General features: G+C 62.2%; 12 protein-coding genes. 7 read left to right on the top strand and 5 right to left on the bottom strand.

The window, feature by feature from the left end; all coding sequences use genetic code 11:
• Positions 1-406: 406 nt before the first annotated feature.
• Positions 407-2,119, bottom strand: coding sequence for a (2,3-dihydroxybenzoyl)adenylate synthase (locus U5919_RS08530; protein WP_336023577.1), 1,713 nt, complete (start codon positions 2,117-2,119; stop codon positions 407-409).
• Between the two features lie 153 nt (positions 2,120-2,272).
• Between U5919_RS08530 and U5919_RS08525 the strand changes: the two genes are divergently transcribed.
• The 5 genes from U5919_RS08525 to U5919_RS08505 all read left to right on the top strand — a co-directional run bounded on the left by U5919_RS08525 (position 2,273) and on the right by U5919_RS08505 (position 8,461).
• A complete protein-coding gene (locus U5919_RS08525) occupies positions 2,273-2,572 on the top strand; it encodes a hypothetical protein (RefSeq protein WP_336023576.1) in 300 nt (99 codons plus the stop codon).
• Entirely contained in the window at positions 2,572-4,053 is a 1,482-nt protein-coding gene (locus U5919_RS08520) for a sodium:solute symporter family protein (protein ID WP_336023574.1), read from the top strand. Before U5919_RS08525 ends, U5919_RS08520 begins: the two co-directional genes overlap by 1 nt.
• Positions 4,054-4,129: 76 nt before the next feature.
• Entirely contained in the window at positions 4,130-6,220 is a 2,091-nt protein-coding gene (locus tag U5919_RS08515) for an oxidoreductase (protein ID WP_336023572.1), read from the top strand.
• Between the two features lie 381 nt (positions 6,221-6,601).
• Entirely contained in the window at positions 6,602-7,795 is a 1,194-nt protein-coding gene (locus tag U5919_RS08510; RefSeq protein WP_336023570.1) for an alpha-D-ribose 1-methylphosphonate 5-triphosphate diphosphatase, read from the top strand.
• 438 nt (positions 7,796-8,233) lie between these two features.
• Positions 8,234-8,461, top strand: coding sequence for a DUF7563 family protein (locus tag U5919_RS08505; RefSeq protein WP_336023568.1), 228 nt, complete (start codon positions 8,234-8,236; stop codon positions 8,459-8,461).
• Positions 8,462-8,594: 133 nt separating this feature from the next.
• Here the strand turns inward: U5919_RS08505 and glmS are convergent, their stop codons facing one another.
• Together glmS and U5919_RS08495 are read right to left on the bottom strand one after the other, a co-directional pair.
• A complete protein-coding gene (glmS, locus tag U5919_RS08500) occupies positions 8,595-10,547 on the bottom strand; it encodes a glutamine--fructose-6-phosphate transaminase (isomerizing) (protein WP_336023566.1) in 1,953 nt (650 codons plus the stop codon).
• Positions 10,548-10,869: 322 nt separating this feature from the next.
• A complete protein-coding gene (locus tag U5919_RS08495; RefSeq protein ID WP_336023564.1) occupies positions 10,870-11,439 on the bottom strand; it encodes a DUF7344 domain-containing protein in 570 nt (189 codons plus the stop codon).
• A gap of 903 nt (positions 11,440-12,342) precedes the next feature.
• Here U5919_RS08495 and U5919_RS08490 point away from each other — a divergent pair.
• A complete protein-coding gene (locus U5919_RS08490; protein WP_336023563.1) occupies positions 12,343-13,290 on the top strand; it encodes a hypothetical protein in 948 nt (315 codons plus the stop codon).
• A gap of 14 nt (positions 13,291-13,304) precedes the next feature.
• Here the strand turns inward: U5919_RS08490 and U5919_RS08485 are convergent, their stop codons facing one another.
• A complete protein-coding gene (locus tag U5919_RS08485; RefSeq protein WP_336023560.1) occupies positions 13,305-14,414 on the bottom strand; it encodes a DegT/DnrJ/EryC1/StrS family aminotransferase in 1,110 nt (369 codons plus the stop codon).
• A complete protein-coding gene (locus U5919_RS08480; protein WP_336023558.1) occupies positions 14,411-15,406 on the bottom strand; it encodes an NAD-dependent epimerase/dehydratase family protein in 996 nt (331 codons plus the stop codon). Before U5919_RS08480 ends, U5919_RS08485 begins: the two co-directional genes overlap by 4 nt.
• A 279-nt stretch (positions 15,407-15,685) precedes the next feature.
• Here U5919_RS08480 and U5919_RS08475 point away from each other — a divergent pair, with 279 nt between their 5' ends.
• Positions 15,686-16,795 carry a carboxylate--amine ligase gene (locus U5919_RS08475; RefSeq protein WP_336023556.1) on the top strand — a complete coding sequence of 370 codons (1,110 nt, stop codon included), beginning with the start codon at positions 15,686-15,688 and terminating at the stop codon, positions 16,793-16,795.
• Positions 16,796-16,815: the final 20 nt, after the last annotated feature.

The following is a 16,815-nucleotide window of genomic DNA, read 5'->3' as shown; positions in this document are numbered from 1 at the left end:
TCGCTATCTTCTATTATCGACTCCTACAAATTTGTTCCGCCTCGTGCAACGCCAGTCGAGTCATTCACGACCGTTCCTCGGTTTTCCCGCTGATATTCCGTGACGTGGAATTTTTATAATATCTGTCAGATCTGGATATTGTGGTCTTTTACACGAAGAAATACACTACTATTCGATCTATCAGCCCAATTCTATTCGTACTATCTGCATCCTGTGAGATATATATCCGCCTTGTTCGGATCGTCGGTTGCACATCGTGATACATCATCACATCCAGTTCTCAGGAGCTCCGGTCGTCTGCCAGTTGAACGAGCTGGACGACGCCAACTCGCATTCGAGGTACTACACCAATCGCTTGCGGCGCTACAGAACACAGAAATTGAGACAACCGATCCGCTCTGCGGTACTACTCGGTGTCCGATTCGGGCGACTCGATCAGATCGAGTATTCGATCTTCGAGCTCTTTCTTCTCGATTTTACCGACCTCCGTCCGCGGGAGTGAGCGCACGGTAGCCAGCCGTTCGGGGCGTTTGAATACGGCGATTCCTCGCTCGTCCAAGAACGCGGATATCTCTTCGAGCGTAATCTCTTCGACGCCGTCAGCCAATTCCACGACCGCAGCGGGACGCTCTCCGAGACGGTCGTCTGGGACGCCGATGATGGCCACGTTCGCGATTTTCGGGTGTTCGATGAGTTCGTCTTCGACGCCCGGCGCGTAGATGTTCTCTCCGCCGCGGATGATCGTGTCCTTCATTCGTCCGAACACTTGGAGATTTCCGTCGGGTCGCCGCGCGAGCACGTCCTCGGTAAAGAACCAGCCGTTCGCAGAGAAGTTTTCGGCGTTCTCCTCCTCATTTCTGAAATAGCCCGTGAAGAATCCGGGTCCACGCACGGAGAGTTCGCCGGGTTCTCCGGCGTCGAGTTCGTCCTCGCGGTCGCCGCCGACGATGCGAATTTCGTCGGCTTCCGGGGCGATCGGACGCCCGACGGTGTTGGCCTGTATTTCGACGGCGTCGTCGGGACGAGAGCAGATTAACGGTCCCTCCGCCATCCCGAAGATGTTGCAGAACCCGACTCCCCAACGATCGACCGACTGCTCGACGACCGCGGGCGGGACCTTCTGTCCACCGCTGACGAGGACCTTCAGCGACGTCAAATCGTACTGGTCGACGTCCGGATGATCCAAGATATCCAATATCTGCGTCGGCATCGGCAGCGTGTAGCTACCGCCGACCCGTTCGATGAACGCCATCAGGCTCTCCGGCTTCAGCGTTGGCTCGACTGCGACGGTCGCCCCACGCCACAGCGCAGCACCGACGATACAGTTCAGCGAAGCGTTGTGTCCGATCGGGACGCTCGGAAAGGCCACCCAGTCGTCTTCGACCCCGGCGACCTCGGCCATCTTCTCCCACTGGAACACGTAATCGTTGTGGGTCCGTGGAATCGCCTTCGGCAGTCCAGTAGTCCCGCCGGAGAGCAGCATCACACCGGGTTCTGTCGGATCGACAGTCCTCTCTGCGACGTTTTCACTATGCCGCTCGGTCCACTGCTCGTCCCGCATCGAACTGAACGTCACACACCCATCTACAGCGTCGGTCTCCTCGTCGACGACGGTAATCACGTGGTCGAGACAGTCGTGCGACGTTCGGACGTCATCGGCCAGATCGACGAAGTCGAACCCGCTCGGGTACCTGTCGTGATCGACGACGTACGCACGCGCGTCAGTCAACTCCACCACGTGGTTCGCTTCCGCCTCGCGGTGACGCGGGAGAACCATCACCGGGATCACGCCGATCCGCGAACAGGCGAGGAACGCTTCGACGAACTCCGTACAGTTCGGCAATTGGAACACTACCCGCTCGTTCGGACGGAGGCCGAGTTCACCGAGGAAATACGCCGCAATCTGTCGTGTGTTCTTCGCGAGTTCTGCGTAGGTCAATTCGCGCTTCGGTCCGACGAGCGCCGTTTGGTCAGGCGTCGATTCAGCGTGCCGGTCGACCACCTCGTGGAACGTCTCGTTCCGCCAGTATCCCTCTTCGACGTAGGACTGCTGCCGCTGCGCGTCGAACGGGACGTATCCGGCTAACGAGGACGTATCCGTAGACTCTCCTGCGGTCATTGATACGGTGTCACGTAGCTAATCCAGCGTGATAAATCTATAGTGTTACCGGCCGCAAACGCTGACAGCCACCTCGTTGCTACGAAGGTCGAATATTAACGTACTTTATAGATAGTTTCAAGTACCCTTGTTTCAAACGTGGGTATCGTTATCATGATCGGCGATAGCTTTTGGACACCGAAGCGACCGGTGCGGATCGCCCTACTGGGGGCGGTGCTCGCGATGGTCGTCTTGCATCAGAGCGAATTGCTCGGACTGATGAACTCACAGGCACTCGTCTTCGGGTGGATCCCCGTACAGATCGCCTACGACGTCGCGTTCCTGTTAGTCGGGACCGCCATTCTCGCAGTGATGTACGTGCTCGCTCCCGAACCGCCAGCCGAACACGAAGCGACTATCGACGGAGACGCGACTTCGACGGACTCCTCGACGGTCGGGAACGGTGGTGAATAATGGTTTCGAGCTCGAATCTCCTGATTATCGGCATCACGGCCGCGTACTTACTCATCGTGCTGGGCGTCGGCCACGTGGCCGCGCGTGCGACCGGCACCTCGCGAGAGGATTACCTGATGGCGGATCGCTCCTTCAGCACGATCATCCTGCTGGCTGCGCTGTTCGCGACGAATATGACCGCTGTCGTGATGATCGGTGCCCCCGGTTTGGCGTACAGTGCTGGTGCCGGGGCGTTCGGGTTCTTCGTCGTGCTGTTCGCGTTCTTATTCCCCGTTTTCTTGATGACGGTGGGATACCGGATCTGGATGGTCGGCAAGGAGTTCGGTCACATCACGCCCGCCCAGATCATCAATCACCGGTGGGACGCGTCGTATCTCGGTCTCGTAGCGATGCTGATGTTCACTATCTGGACGATCCCTTACATCCTCGTCGGCGTTCAGGGAGGCGGTATCGTCTTCGAGGCGCTCACCGGCGGAGTTGTCCCGTACTGGTTGGGTGCCGCGATCGTCCTCCTCGTCGTCGGCGGCTACGTCTATCAGGGCGGGATGCGCGGTACCGGTTGGACGAACGCCTTCCAAGGTGCCGTCTTCATCGTCTTTCTCCTCGCGATGTTCTTCTGGGTGCCCACTCGGTTGGGCGGCTTCGAGAGCGCCACGGCGGCGGTCGCACAGATCAACGACGGAGTCCTTCTGAACAGGGGCGGTATTCCGCCGTTCCAACCCCGTCCGTGGTTCTCACAGGGACTAATCGTCGCCCTTGGCGCGTTTATGTTCCCGCACCTGTTCGTGCGGTATATGACCGCCCGCTCCGTGAAGAACCTACAGCAGACTGCAGTGCTGTACCCGATCGCGGTCATCGTCGTCTGGACTCCGGCGGTTCTCTTGGGGTTTTGGGGCGTGGCGCAGTTCCCGGACTTGGCGAATCCAGACTTCATTCTTCCGACGTTGGTCCAACAAACGCTCCCCGTGTGGGTCGTCGGGTTCGCGCTCGCGGGGATTCTCGCGGCGCTGATGTCCAGTCTGGACGGACAGGTGCTCACCTTGAGCACGTTCTTCACCGAGGACGTCCTCCGGGAGTTCTTCCACATCGGGGAGTACCGCGAGATCTACTACACACGCGGGTTCTTGATCCTCATCTTCCTCGCCGCCTTCGCTGGCGCGATGCTCACCCGCGACAGCATCGTCGATACCGCGACGTTCGCGTTCTCCGGCTATGGGTTGATGTTCTTCCCCATCTGCTCGGCGTTCTACTGGCGTCGCTCGAACAAGTACGCGGCGTACGCCGGACTGATCTGGGGATTCATCGGCATCTGGGCGTTCGAACTGGGCCTGCTTCCGGCCAGTCTGACGTTCGGATTCCTGCCGTTCGTTCCCCTCGTCGTGACCCAAATCGTTCTGATGGTGCTCGTCGCCTACGCCACGGAGAAACCCCCCAAGGATAAGGTGAAACAGTACGAACAGCTGTTCGAGAACATCTGGTAACCGCTGCACAGCATACTGAAACCACCGCTCACGTCGCGAACGCGACTGTGAGCGCCCTAATTCGACACACTCTCTCATGAACGTCAACATCATCGGTGGCGGCCCCGGCGGACTGTACGCGAGCATCCTGCTCAAGAAGACCCACTCCGACTGGGACGTCACCGTCTACGAGCGCAATCCACAGGGCGTAACGTACGGCTGGGGGATCGTCTTCCCCGATCGAACGATCTCGAACCTCGCCGAGGCCGACGCCCCCTCTCATCGAGCGATCACCGAAAACTTCGAGCGTTGGGATCCGTTCGACATCCGTTACGGCGACGAACGCTATCGCTGCGGCGGCAACACGTTCGCGAGTATGATGCGGACTGATCTGCTCACGGTGCTGCAAGATCGCTGTCGGGACGTCGGCGTCGATCTCCAGTTCGAGACGACCATCTCAGAGCCGGGGGAACTGGCGGCTGAATCCGACCTCTGCATCTTCGCAGACGGTATCCACAGTCGCTCGCGCGACGCGTTCGCCGACGAGTTCGGCACCGACATCGTCGAGGGCGAAGCGCGTTTTTCGTGGTTCGGCACCGAGCAGGACTTCGAGGCGCTCACGCACATCTTCGTCGAGAACGACGACGGCATCTGGTGTGCGCACACGTACCCGAGCCCGACGAGCACGTTCATCGTCGACTGCGACGCGGAGACGTGGGAACGGTCCGGCCTCGAACAGGCCAGCGAGTCGGAGTACCTCTCCTACCTCGAAGACGTGTTCGCCGACCACCTCGGCGGACACTCGCTGCTGTCCCAACAGGACCAGTGGCGGCGATTCGAGACGGTGACGAACGAGCGCTGGCACCACGACAATATGGTCCTCCTCGGCGATGCGGCCCACACAGCCCACTATTCGATCGGATCGGGAACGACGCTCGCGATGGAGGACGCAATCGGACTGATGGAGACGTTCGAGTCTCACGACGACATCGAACGGGCGCTTTCGGCCTATGAGGCATCGAGGCGGCCGTTCGTCGATAACCTTCTCTCGGCGGCGGAGCGCAGCCGAATCCACTTCGAGAAGGTCGCGCGATACTACGACCTGCCCCCGCGACAGTTCGCGGTGCACCATCTCACGCGGAGCGGTCGGCTCACCTACGGGAGTCTGAAGCGACGGGATCCGTCGTTCGTGCAGGCGTTCGACGAGTGGTTCGCACGGACGACGCCGGGCGACTCGGTGCTTCCCCCGGCGTATCAACCCCTCGATGTCGGCGGCACCCGCCTCGAAAACCGGTTCGTTCGACCGCTCGAAACGACATTTTCCGCGGTCGACGGCACACCGTCCACCCAACAACTGTCGATGGTGCCCGACGCCGCCGCGGACGGTCCTGGACTGGTGCTCACGGAACCGCTCGCCGTCGCTCCGGACGCGCGTCGAACCACCGGATCACCGGGGTTGTACACCGAGGAACATACCGACGCGTGGGCCGATGTCCTCGCGTCCGTCCCCGCGGACGTCACCGTCGGAACGCGGTTACTTCACGCGGGCGCTCACGGTGGCGTTGAGGCTCAAATTCTCGAATCCGGGGGATACAAGGAACGAGAATCGACGTGGGCTCCGCGACTCAGCGACGAGTATCCGGTTCGGCCAGCCGAGTTCGCGCCGGATGCACTCTCGTCATCTCAGCGCGAAGCGGTCGTCGAGAACTTCTCGGATGCAGCGCGGCGGGCGGCCGACGCTGGATTCGAGTACCTCCAGATCGACGGCGGTACCGATTCGCTGTTCGGCGATCTCCTCGCTCTCGAAGGGTCGCTCGACGACCGCACTGAACTCCTCCGAGACGTCGTTTCAGCAGTCTCTCAGTCGTGGCCCGATTCGAACGCCTTGGGCGTCACGATCCCTGTTTCTGGGGCGGAACCAACGGGAATATCGATGACGGATGCGTTCGAAATCGCAGATCGACTCGCGACGGTCGGCTGTGATGTGGTCGCCCCCGTCGACGCGCAGCGTGGCTCGCGTGCCCTCGATCAATCGGGTCCGAGCGATTTCAGTGACGATCTCCGCAACGAAACCGGGATTTCCACGATCGCGACTGCGCCGACGACGTCCGTCGACAAAGTGAACACGCTCGTTGCGACCGGCCGGGCGGATCTGTGTCTCTTCCCCCGGCGGGTTCCGGATCAGTAGCCTTCCGATGATTCATATGAAATAATAATTTTAACTGTATAAATAAGATCTCCAACATTTAAAAATAAGAAGAATAGGGTATAATCGTCGTTTATTAGATCTTTGACTATTTATTGTTTTATTTACCAAATCAATATTACATATAAATTTATATTATATATCTCGCCTATCCTCACTCTTTCTTTCTTCGGGTAGTAACCTACTACCACGACGGACTTCCCGCAGTCAGAACCCGTACGGTGATTAACAAAGCCGTATTTCCTCGTCGGTTCGAAGTATGTCGCACGCTCCAATTAGTACCGCGAGACAGAGTCATCTACTGTTAAACCGGGCCGAATTACGTTCGTCACCGCGGGTTGTCCGGGGGTCAGTTCGGATTCGATGACCCGACCGATAGAGCTCAAAAACGGCCGAGTCGTCACACCGACGCGCACCATCGAAGGCGGTCGCGTGGTGGTCGCGAACGGCCAGATCACGCACGTCGGAGAGACGACACCCCGATCGATGGCGGGTGTGAGATCGATCGACGTCGACGGACAGCTCGTCCTGCCGGGACTCGTCGATCTCCACGGAGACGACATCGAGAGCCACCTGTACCCGCGGTCTGACGCCCCGGTCGACGCCCAAACCGCTCTCGCGTCGGCGGATCGAACGAACCTGTTCAACGGTGTGACGACCAAGTTTCACGCCGTCGCCTTCGAGGACGCTCCCGACGACGCCCGGTCGCTCGATGACGCGGCGGCCATCGCCCGCGAGATCGACTCGGCGTCGTACACGATCGCCGACAACCGGTTTCACGCTCGATGCGAACTGGTCGAACGGAGCGTGGAGGCGGTCGAGCGGCTGGCTTCGGACGTCTCCGTGGACCTCCTCTCAGTGATGCACCACGCGCCCGAGGAGGGGCAGTTCGATCGCGAGCAGTTCGAGCAACACTACGGAGAGAACCGCGGGTGGTCGGCTGATACCGTCGCTCGGGCCGCCACCGAGAGAAGGTCGTTCTCACAATCGGAACGCGACGACCTTGTCGAGCGTATGGCGACGCTGGCGGACCGTCTCGGCGTTCCGCTCGCGTCGCACGACGACGAGAGCGCGGCGACCGTCGACCGGATGGCCGCGTGCGGTGTCTCGATCAGCGAGTACCCGCTGACTCTCGCGGCCGCGCGACGCGCCGCGAACCGAGGCATCGGTATCGCGATGGGTGCCCCCAACCTCGTTCGCGGCGGGAGCCTCTGGGATAACCTCTCGGCTCGCGAGGCGATCGACGAGGGTCTCGTCGACGTTCTCTGTGCCGACTACCACCCGCCGTCGCTCCTCGCAGCGGCTCTCACTGACACGGGTGAACCGCTTTACGAGCGGGTGAACCGAGTGACGAGGAACCCGGCCGACGCGGTCGGGCTCGACAATCGAGGGCGACTCGAAACCGGTGCGCGCGCCGACGTAATCGTCGTCGATCCGGCGTCGCCGCCGACGGTGTCGCGCGCCCTAGTCGCGGGGTCAGAGACGTTCGTCGCGGGAACGACGCCCGCTTCGATGCCCTCAACGAACGCACCGCGTCTCCTCGGTCCCGGTTCCTGAGGCTCTCGGTCAGTTTCGTTTCGGCTTATTGTGGATTCGTCTTTGCGGATTCGTCAGAGAGATTCGTACTCACGGGTTTGGCCGTCGCTCGCGTATGGATGCGTGTTCGGTGGGTACTGACCGGTGGCCGAAAAATTGCCCGAGAACCCGACGCATCGTGTGGGGGCCAGTGAAGGGGGGTGGGGGGGTGACCGTCGGGCGCTCCGGGCGTTCGGAACCACATCCCCCACTGCCTTCGTTATCACCCCGTTAGACCGTGGTTGCCGACACCTACTACGGACGATTTCCCCCCGTACTGTCCGAAAGGATCCGTGTGAACAGTTCTCGCGGGGGCGGTACCACACTCTCGGGGTGTGCCCTTCGGTACTCCTCTGTGAACAATCGGCCGTTCTATTACCTCCCACATAACCAAGACCATATTCGGCAATCGGGGTGTGTATGCCAGATCGAAGGTACACGATGGACACGAACCGGCAGTGTGAACGGTGCGGTGCGGCCGTCAGCAAACAGTTCGTTCGGGTGTTCGGCTTGGACAACACGGTTCACGGTTGTCTCAACTGTCTCACCCGTACCGAACTGGCGGTCGGCGAGGCTGCGATGCGGACGGAGACAGAGGAGAAGGAGGCCAGCGCGGGGATCCGATGGCCGACGAGCAACGCGCCCTAATTCGTTTTCTCCCTGTCTCTCTCACGTACTCCACTCTCTGACTCTCTGCGTCTCCCACTCCGTGCCACCCCCTGAGTCCTGCTTCTATTCCGGATACAGCACCGCTCATACTGGACATCGAACCGCTCGATAGTCACTCGACTGTGACGCTTTTCGCCAGGTTTCGCGGTTTGTCGATCGCTCGATCGCGAATTTCCGCGGCGTGATACGCGAGCAACTGCAGGTGGACGTTGGCGAGGATCCCGGCTAGGTTCGGTCCGACGTCGGGATAAGACAGATACTCGTCGACTTTCTCTCGAACGTCCGTGGCGGATTCGGGACCGATTCCGATGACGGGCGCACCGCGGCTCTGCGCCTCGCGGATGTTGTGAAGCGTCCGCTCGTCGTTGCGACCGGTGAAGATCGCGACGACGACGGTGGCGGGTGTCACGAGCGCGAGCGGCCCGTGTTTCAGCTCTCCGGCCGCGAACCCCTCGGCGTGCTCGTAGGTTATCTCCTTGAACTTCAGCGCGCCTTCCAGCGCCACTGGATACCCGACGCCCCGGCCGATGAAGAAGTACGAGTCCGCATCTGCGTACTGTGTGGCCAAACGCGCCGCATTGCCGTCGCCGACGACGGTTTCGACGTGGTCCGGCAACGCGCGAAGTTCGGAAACATCACCGTTGTCGTACGCGGTTTGGCCGTCGTTCTCCGCGCGATCGCCTCCTCCAGTCCGACCGTTCGCGCCTTCGCGATTCTTCGTTGCGGTCGTCGAAACCGATCGATCGATCTGATCCGCGGATCGATCAGTCTCCTCGGCCGTCGACCATCCCGCGCTCTGTCCCGCTCCGTCGTCTTCCAGCCGATCGGCCAGCAGCGCGATCGCGGCGACCTGCGAGGAGAACGTCTTCGTCGCGGCGACGCCGATCTCGGGCCCCGCGCGGATGAAGAGCGCGTCGTTGGCTTCCCTCGCCGCCGTGGAGCCGACCACGTTGGTCACCGCGAGCGTTCGTGCCGGCGAGCTGTTTGCCGCCCGCAACGACGCCAGTGTGTCGGCGGTTTCGCCGCTCTGTGTCACGGCAATTACGAGTGTGCGGTCCGTGACGGGCATCGGTTCGTGCGCGAACTCGTTGGCGGGAACCGCTGTCGCCGGAATACCCCGTCGCCGAAGCAGCGTACAGCCGTACATCCCCGCGTGATACGAGGTGCCGCAGGCGACGAAGATCACCTCGTCGACGTCCGCGAGCGATCCCTGCGGGAACTCCGAAAGGACGCTCTTTCCGCCCTCGATCCGGCCGTTGATAGTCTGTCTGAGCGAGACGGGCTGTTCGTCGATCTCTTTTCGCATAAAGTGATTGTACACGCCCTTCCTGGCGTCCCCGGCGTCCCAGTCCACCGTCTCGACGGTCCGTTCGATCGGATCGCCGGCCACGTCGGAGATCTGATAGCCCTCGGCGTCGACGACGACGACGTCGTCATCTTCGAGATACACCACGCGGTCGGTGAACTCGAGGAAGGCGGGGACGTCGCTCGCGAGGTAGTTCGCGGTCTCGCCGACCCCCAAGACCAACGGCGATCCGCGCCGTGTCGCGTACACCTCCTCGCGACCGTCGACGACCATCGCGATCGCGTAACTCCCCTCGATCCGGTCTATCGCCGATCGGAACGCCGTCTCGGGATCGATACCGGCGTCGAGCGCGTCGGCGACGAGATGCGGAATAACCTCGGTGTCGGTCTCACTGGTGAACTCGTGGCCTCGATCTCGGAGTTCGCGTCTGAGTGTCTCGTAGTTTCGGATGATCCCGTTGTGAACGACTGCGACCCGGTTTGACCCGTCGGTATGTGGGTGGGCGTTGGCGTCGGAGGGAGCGCCGTGCGTGCTCCACCGGGTATGTCCGATCCCCACTGAACCGCTCAGGCGGTCACTGTCGAGGTCGGCTTCGAGGGCGTCTGTCTCGCCCTCGCGTTTGCAGACGACGATCTCTCCGTCGTTCCGCCGGAGTGCCACCCCGGCGGAGTCGTACCCGCGGTACTCGAGGTTTCGGAGGCCGGTCAAGAGCTCTCCGAGGGCGTCGCCGACACCGGCGCGGACGATGATACCACACATCTTTACACCCTCGCTCTCTCGTCGGTTTCGGTACGACTCGTCCGTGAACTATCGAATCTGCGTTGTGGGACCATACGTTGTGTGACCCGCCCGGAACCGAACCGAAGCGGACGGCTGTATTCGACTGGAGCACCGGGCTTTGTTATGATGAGACACTCAGAACCAACACCAGTTAGGTGGTCGCTGTAGCGATGCCGACACGATGACCGTGATCCCCGTGACAACCCTCTCACAGCCGTATGCGGAGGTCTCCTAATTATGCCGCAAAATCAGCGCGTGAACCCTCGGTCAGCGGTTCTCAGGTCGATTCGCTCCGCGGTTTTCAGGCCGATTCGTTCTTCCAGTGATACGCCGACAGTGCGCCGATGAGAACGAGCGAGGCGACTGCGACGACCGGTTGCGGGCCGACGAGCGCGACGGTCCCGACGTAGAGGAAAAACGTGCCGCCGGCGAGCGCTCCGTAGTACGTCGGCCACGGTGAGCCCCCTTCAACCTCTCGTTGGAGGTACTTGTGATACCGTTCGGTGACTTCTCCCCGCTCGACGGTCCCGCGGTCCTTGTCGAACTCGATCGCGCCGGCGTCGTGCATCTTCGGCAGGTGGCACTGATACAGGCCGACGTACACGCGCTTTCGCTCCTGCGCGTTGAGCGCCTCCGGCGGTTTGTCGTTCTCGATTCCGCCGATGTGCTCGGCGAGGTCACTCAGCGTCGTTTCCCCGTTGCACTCCTCTACCGCCTGCATCACGAGCCGTCGACGGCGGTTTCTGAGCACGTCGAAGATGACGTCCAGTGACGGCCCGCCCTGCCTGACGTCGTGACTCGCCTCCGCTGTCTCTGTTGACTCCGCTTCGGTGCCGCTCCGTTCTTCGTGTTGCTGTGTTGATACGCTCATAACTCGTTACTCGTCACTGTGAGGGCAACTGCGAAAACTCGATTCAGGGAGCTCTTCGCGCCGAGGTGTCGTCCCGGTACTGACTGGGGACCGCGGACGCGCGGTGTCATACCCACCTCCTGCGTCTTCGGTGCGATTGCACGGGTGCAACGCGGTCCACTCCCGGAATACTGAGGGGAACTCCCGGAGGCCGTATAGCCCTCGAGGGCTTACTAAACCGCCGATCGGCCGCCCCTCGACTGGATCGAGCACGGGGACCCGTTCCGGTCGGTACGCGCCGGTATATCCGCTGGCGCTCGCGACACTCCACCCTCGAATTTGTGGTAGTCTGTTGCATACGAATGGATCGCTCCGTTGTTACCTTTTTCGCCTCATCTCGATGGAAGTCTTATTCTCGGCCACAGCCCATAGGTGTTTTTCTTGTGACAAACACACTATTAAGAAGCACAATATTAAAACCACCTGACTTTTGTGTCGGGTATCGTCTCAGTATCGGAACGTTACTTTGCGTTATCGATTCGTTTAGCGACTCGCCAACTCCCGTCGTCTGTTCCGGACGTCCTGTTTCGGCTCTCCTACGCGCTCGACGACGCTCGGATCGGCAACCTCCCCAAACGTGTGTCGTCGTGGCGGTTGAGCGTCCTGTGGGATCCGCGGGCGGCTCTCCGACGTCGAACGTAGTCAGTCCGTATCCTCGGTATCCGGAGCAATACAAACTGGTTCGTTCACGTCGGCTTCCAGCGTGACCGGACCGTTCGAACGAAGTATGCGCCTCCGTGACCTGTCCCGCGGTGTCGTCTCGGGCTATCCCGCATCTATCAGTCGAACGTACGGCGTCCCGACCGCCGCGATTGCACGGCTCGTTTCGGAGCCGTTGATTCGGATTTCGGGTACCTGATCGCTATGGATCCTCCCCCGTCTGGCCCCGCTGTGGAGGGCCGGCGCGCTCCGGAGCGACCGCCGCGCGAACCCGTACCGATGCCCCGCGGGCCCGCCGAATCCGCGATCGAGCCGTCGGATGGCCTCGCGGGCCAGTTCGGCACGTCGCTCGATTCGTCACTCCGGCGATTCGGGCGGATGCTCTTCGATGCGTTCCCCGCGTTCGAGACACAGCTTCGTCTCGGTCGGTCGGTGTACGCCGACGCCATCGTACGCCTCACGTGCTGGCGATACAACCGCCGACACTCGGCCCCTATCGAACCGTATCGAGTAGCGTGGGTCGATCCGGGGCGCATCGTCCGGCTCTCGGCGCGGTCGACCCGCCCGCGGTTCCGTCGCTTCGGGACCGTCGCCGACGGAGACTGGGATCGCTGCGAGATCCGCTTCCGCGATACCGACGTGTTTTGCGCGTTCGAGAGCCACTACAAAGACGGCGTCCCGTGGGACGAAACCGCGTTCTTCGACCGGGTCGTCGCGGAGATCGACGACGGGAGGGAACGGTGGGGCTGTACGTCCCGAGCGGACTTTTACGACCGTTGTGACCGGCTCGATCAGCTGTACGAGTCGATCCGTGAACACGGCTTTCTCAGTCAGCGACAACTGGTGGAGTCCGGCGTCGACGATCCAATCGAACGCCGCCGACAGACGGTCGCAGAACGGATCATCAACGACGAAATCGCGGTCGACGTCGGCCGCGACGGCGAGCTGTTGTTCTCGGACGGACGCAACCGCTTGGCCATCGCGAAGGTCCTCGGCGTCGAGGTCGTTCCGGTGGTTATCTTCCGGCGACACGACGAGTGGGCCGCTTGTCGAGACGCCGTCGCGACGTTTCTCGAAGACGGCGGCGAACTCCGCGGGCGGCTTCGCGACCACCCGGACCTCGCTCCCCTCATCGAGAACGCGAGGACGTAGCCATCCGATGGCTGTCACCATTCGATGACGTGTGCGGCTATCCGGCCGATCGTACTCCACGACAACTGCTGGTGCGTCGGCAGCACTAACAGCTGATTTCGCAGGGCTGTCGACTCCTCGAAGCCGTGTACCTCCTCGTGTCGGTACACCGGCGGCCACGTGAGCGCTTCGCACGGGAGCCCGTCCGTTTGAAGCTCTCGAAACAGTTGCTGGCGCGCCGTGGCGGAGTCTGCGATCCCGACGACGCCGTACGGGCACGCGCCGTCGTATACGTCGCCCGAGAGCACTCGGAACTCGTCGCTTCCGTCGAGAAGCGCCCTGAGGACGCGATATCGGGCCTGTCTCGCCGATCTGACGGCCGCCGGCTGGCACCGAGCGAGTCCGAACGACGTGAGTGGACTGGGTCCAGCCAACGATTCCTCCGGTGCTACCTCCTCGGCGTCGCTGGAGTGAAACTGACCGAGCAGGGCCTCCGGTACGAGATCGACGGGAATTCGATCTCGAAGCGAGCCGAAGAGGTACTGGGCGTCGTGACGCCAGTTCCACGTCGGGGGTGCCTCCGGAAGCCTCGCATCGGTCTGCGAGACGACGATTCCACCGTCGGGGACCGGCAGCGTCTTGTGTGGACAAAACACGGCAAAATCTCCTCGGGATCCGAGTAATCGTCCGTTCTCGTCGCGACCGAACAACCCCCGCGCACAGTCTTCGATCACCAGCGCGTCGTGCTCGTGGGCGATGGAGACGAGTTCGTCGAATCCCTCGTCGACGAAGCCGAAGTAGTGGATGACTTGGATCGCCGCGGGGCCGATCGACCGAATTCGCTGCCTGATTTCGGCGAGTGGCAGCGTGAGATCGGCGGAGACCGGGTAGTACCGGACGTCGAGCCCAGCGTTACGTGCCGCCCACGTGACGCCGCCCGGTGCGTAGGCGGGAAGAAGCACCGTTTCCTCCGGTTTGACTGTCTCGAACGCCGCCGTCAGCCCCTGTTTCGCCCATCGATACACCCGCCGGTGCCCGCGCGGTATCCACGAGTCGTCGTCGAGCCAACCGATCGACCGAGGGCACGGGTCCAGCAGCCAGCTGAATCTGAACCGGGGACGGATCGGCGCGACGTGGTGCGTCATTCCGCGATGGAGTCACTGATTGCCTCGTCTCGGCCCGTCGCGTTGGCTGCCCGGTCCAGTCGGTAGGAGACGAGGTGTTCGACTCCCTCCCGCAGCGAGACGGTCGGCTGCACGCCGAGTAGCTCCCGCATTCGGGTGCAGTCGGCCCGGCTGTGGCGAATGTCGCCCGGGCGTGCGCGCTCGTGGTCGACGCCGGCGGTTGCGCCGGTCGCATCGCGTATCACGTCGGCGAGTTCGTTGATCGAGACCGAGCTGCCGGTGCCGACGTTGAACGCCAGTCCCGTGTGCTCCGTCGACGCGGCGGTGAGTAGCGCCCGAACCACGTCGGTAACGTGGACGAAGTCTCGGGTCTGTTCGCCGTCACCGTGGACAACCAGCGGCTCGTCTGCGAAAGCGCGCTGTAAGAACGCGTCGACGACACCGCTGTAGGGGCCCCGTTGCCCCGGTCCGTAGACATTGAAAAATCGAAGGACTGCAACCGGAAGGTCGTAGACGTCAGCGTACACTCTGGCGTACGTGTCCGCGGCCAGTTTATCGGCTCCGTACGGAGACAGTGGATCGGTGTCTGCGTCCTCGTTCACCGGCAAACCGGTCGGTTCGCCGTACACGGCCGCGCTCGACGCCACTACCACGCGAGCGTTCTCGTCGCGGGCGCGTTCGAGCACCGCCAACGTCCCGTCGACGTTCACGCGGTGGACTTCGACGGGATTCTCGACGGACGTTTCGACGCTGACGACCGCGGCGAGGTGAAACACCACGTCGACGCCCGCCATCGCGCGTTCGAGGGCGTCCTCGTTTCGGACGTCCGCGCAGAACACCGCCGCACCGTCCGGGACGTTCGACGTCTCACCGGTCGAGTAGTCGTCGAGGACGCGAACCTCGTTTTCGGGCAGCAAGGCCGCCGCCAAGTGGCCTCCGATGAACCCGGCACCGCCGGTTATGAGCACGGTCGCGTCTCCGAGATCAGCTTCCGGCAGCGGGAGATCTGTCATACCGATAGCGGTGCCGCTCGCGGCTTTGTAAGGCGGTAATTATCGTGGAAGCGCCGTCGGTTCGAGTCCGTCTACCTCGGAGCTAGCGACCGGAAACACGGCTCCGATCGGGCCTCGTGAGCCACACGCCTCGTCGTCGTGCGGTGGCACATCTGCGTTGGCACCACTCGGTGTGGTCGGCGCGGCACACCCCCACCTCTGCGGCGTACGCTCATCTTACGGCACCAAAGACAAGTACCTGTCACGTGCGGTTTTGTGGTTTCGCGTTGAGTAGGGAGTATGGAGGTCCTCATAACCGACGGAATGATGAAAAAGTCGCTCTCGGTACTCCGATCGGTCGCGCCTGTCGCCTCGCGGACGGGCGTCGTTTCGTCGTATCGGCGTTCGATGGCCGGGATGTCTCGATTCGCGGACGGACAGCACCGGGTCAGACGGACCTCGCCGGGGGCGTACGTCGACGGCGTGAACGAGGTCATCGACCGCTTCGGCTACGGATACGTGCTTCCGGTCGGCGGTTGGACGACCAACGTGTTCTCGGAGTACCGCGACTCGCTGGCCGCCCCGGTCGACGACGTCCTCCCGAGCCGCGATTCGATGCGGATCGCACAGGACAAATGGCGGAGCTACCTCCTCGCGAGAGCGCTTGAGGTCCCCGCGCCGGAAACAGTGAAGCTCGATCCCGCGGGCAGCCTCTCGGACGCGGCGGACCTCGGGTTTCCGATCGTCGTCAAGGCCGGAACAGAATCAGTCCCCAGATACGTCGAGTACGTCTCCTCGGAGACGGAACTGCGCGCGGCGGTCGACGATTACGCCGAGCGGTACGCGGACTCACCGCTCGCACAGGAGTACCTCCCCGGGGAGGGCTGTGGCTTTTTCGCGCTCTACCTCGGCGGTGAACCGGCGGGTACCTACTCACACAGGAGAATCCGAGAGTTCCCGCCGACGGGCGGCAAGAGCGCCTGTGCGGAATCGATCACCGACGAGACGCTCACCGAGTACGGGACTCAAATCCTCGATGCCCTGGGCTGGAACGGACCGGTGATGGTCGAGTTCAAACGCGACGCGTCCGGGACGCCGAACCTGATCGAGATCAACCCGAAGTTCTGGGGCTCGCTCGACCTCGCGATCGCTTCGGGACTGGACTTCCCCGCAGCGATGGTACGCTATCTCCGGGACGGAACCCGTCCCGACTTCTCGTTTTCCTCTCGGCGGTTTCACTGGCCGCTCTCGGGAGACATCCAACACGCCGTCGCCCGCCCCGATTCGACGCCCGCGGTCGCCGGCGACCTCGTCTCGGCGCGGACGGGCACGAACCTCTCTGCGAGCGATCCGCTTCCGCATCTCGTGGAGGGGGCAAAAGCGGTCGTCTCTCCGTTTCTCGGAAGTTGATGCGGGATATCGAACGGCAT

It is taken from the genome of Halobellus sp. LT62 (assembly GCF_037031285.1).
Lineage (GTDB): Archaea > Halobacteriota > Halobacteria > Halobacteriales > Haloferacaceae > Haloquadratum > Haloquadratum salinisoli.
This window is presented reverse-complemented; position numbering and strand designations above follow the sequence as displayed.

Bases quoted from the DNA above. Each gene is read 5' to 3' on its own strand.
- glmS (WP_336023566.1), bottom strand. From the start codon at position 10,547: ATGTGTGGTATCATCGTCCGCGCCGGTGTCGGCGACGCCCTCGGAGAG.
- U5919_RS08510 (WP_336023570.1), top strand. From the start codon at position 6,602: ATGACCCGACCGATAGAGCTCAAAAACGGCCGAGTCGTCACACCGACG.
- U5919_RS08480 (WP_336023558.1), bottom strand. From the start codon at position 15,406: ATGACAGATCTCCCGCTGCCGGAAGCTGATCTCGGAGACGCGACCGTG.
- U5919_RS08475 (WP_336023556.1), top strand. From the start codon at position 15,686: ATGGAGGTCCTCATAACCGACGGAATGATGAAAAAGTCGCTCTCGGTA.
- U5919_RS08495 (WP_336023564.1), bottom strand. From the start codon at position 11,439: ATGAGCGTATCAACACAGCAACACGAAGAACGGAGCGGCACCGAAGCG.
- U5919_RS08515 (WP_336023572.1), top strand. From the start codon at position 4,130: ATGAACGTCAACATCATCGGTGGCGGCCCCGGCGGACTGTACGCGAGC.
- U5919_RS08530 (WP_336023577.1), bottom strand. From the start codon at position 2,119: ATGACCGCAGGAGAGTCTACGGATACGTCCTCGTTAGCCGGATACGTC.
- U5919_RS08525 (WP_336023576.1), top strand. From the start codon at position 2,273: ATGATCGGCGATAGCTTTTGGACACCGAAGCGACCGGTGCGGATCGCC.
- U5919_RS08520 (WP_336023574.1), top strand. From the start codon at position 2,572: ATGGTTTCGAGCTCGAATCTCCTGATTATCGGCATCACGGCCGCGTAC.
- U5919_RS08485 (WP_336023560.1), bottom strand. From the start codon at position 14,414: ATGACGCACCACGTCGCGCCGATCCGTCCCCGGTTCAGATTCAGCTGG.
- U5919_RS08505 (WP_336023568.1), top strand. From the start codon at position 8,234: ATGCCAGATCGAAGGTACACGATGGACACGAACCGGCAGTGTGAACGG.
- U5919_RS08490 (WP_336023563.1), top strand. From the start codon at position 12,343: ATGGATCCTCCCCCGTCTGGCCCCGCTGTGGAGGGCCGGCGCGCTCCG.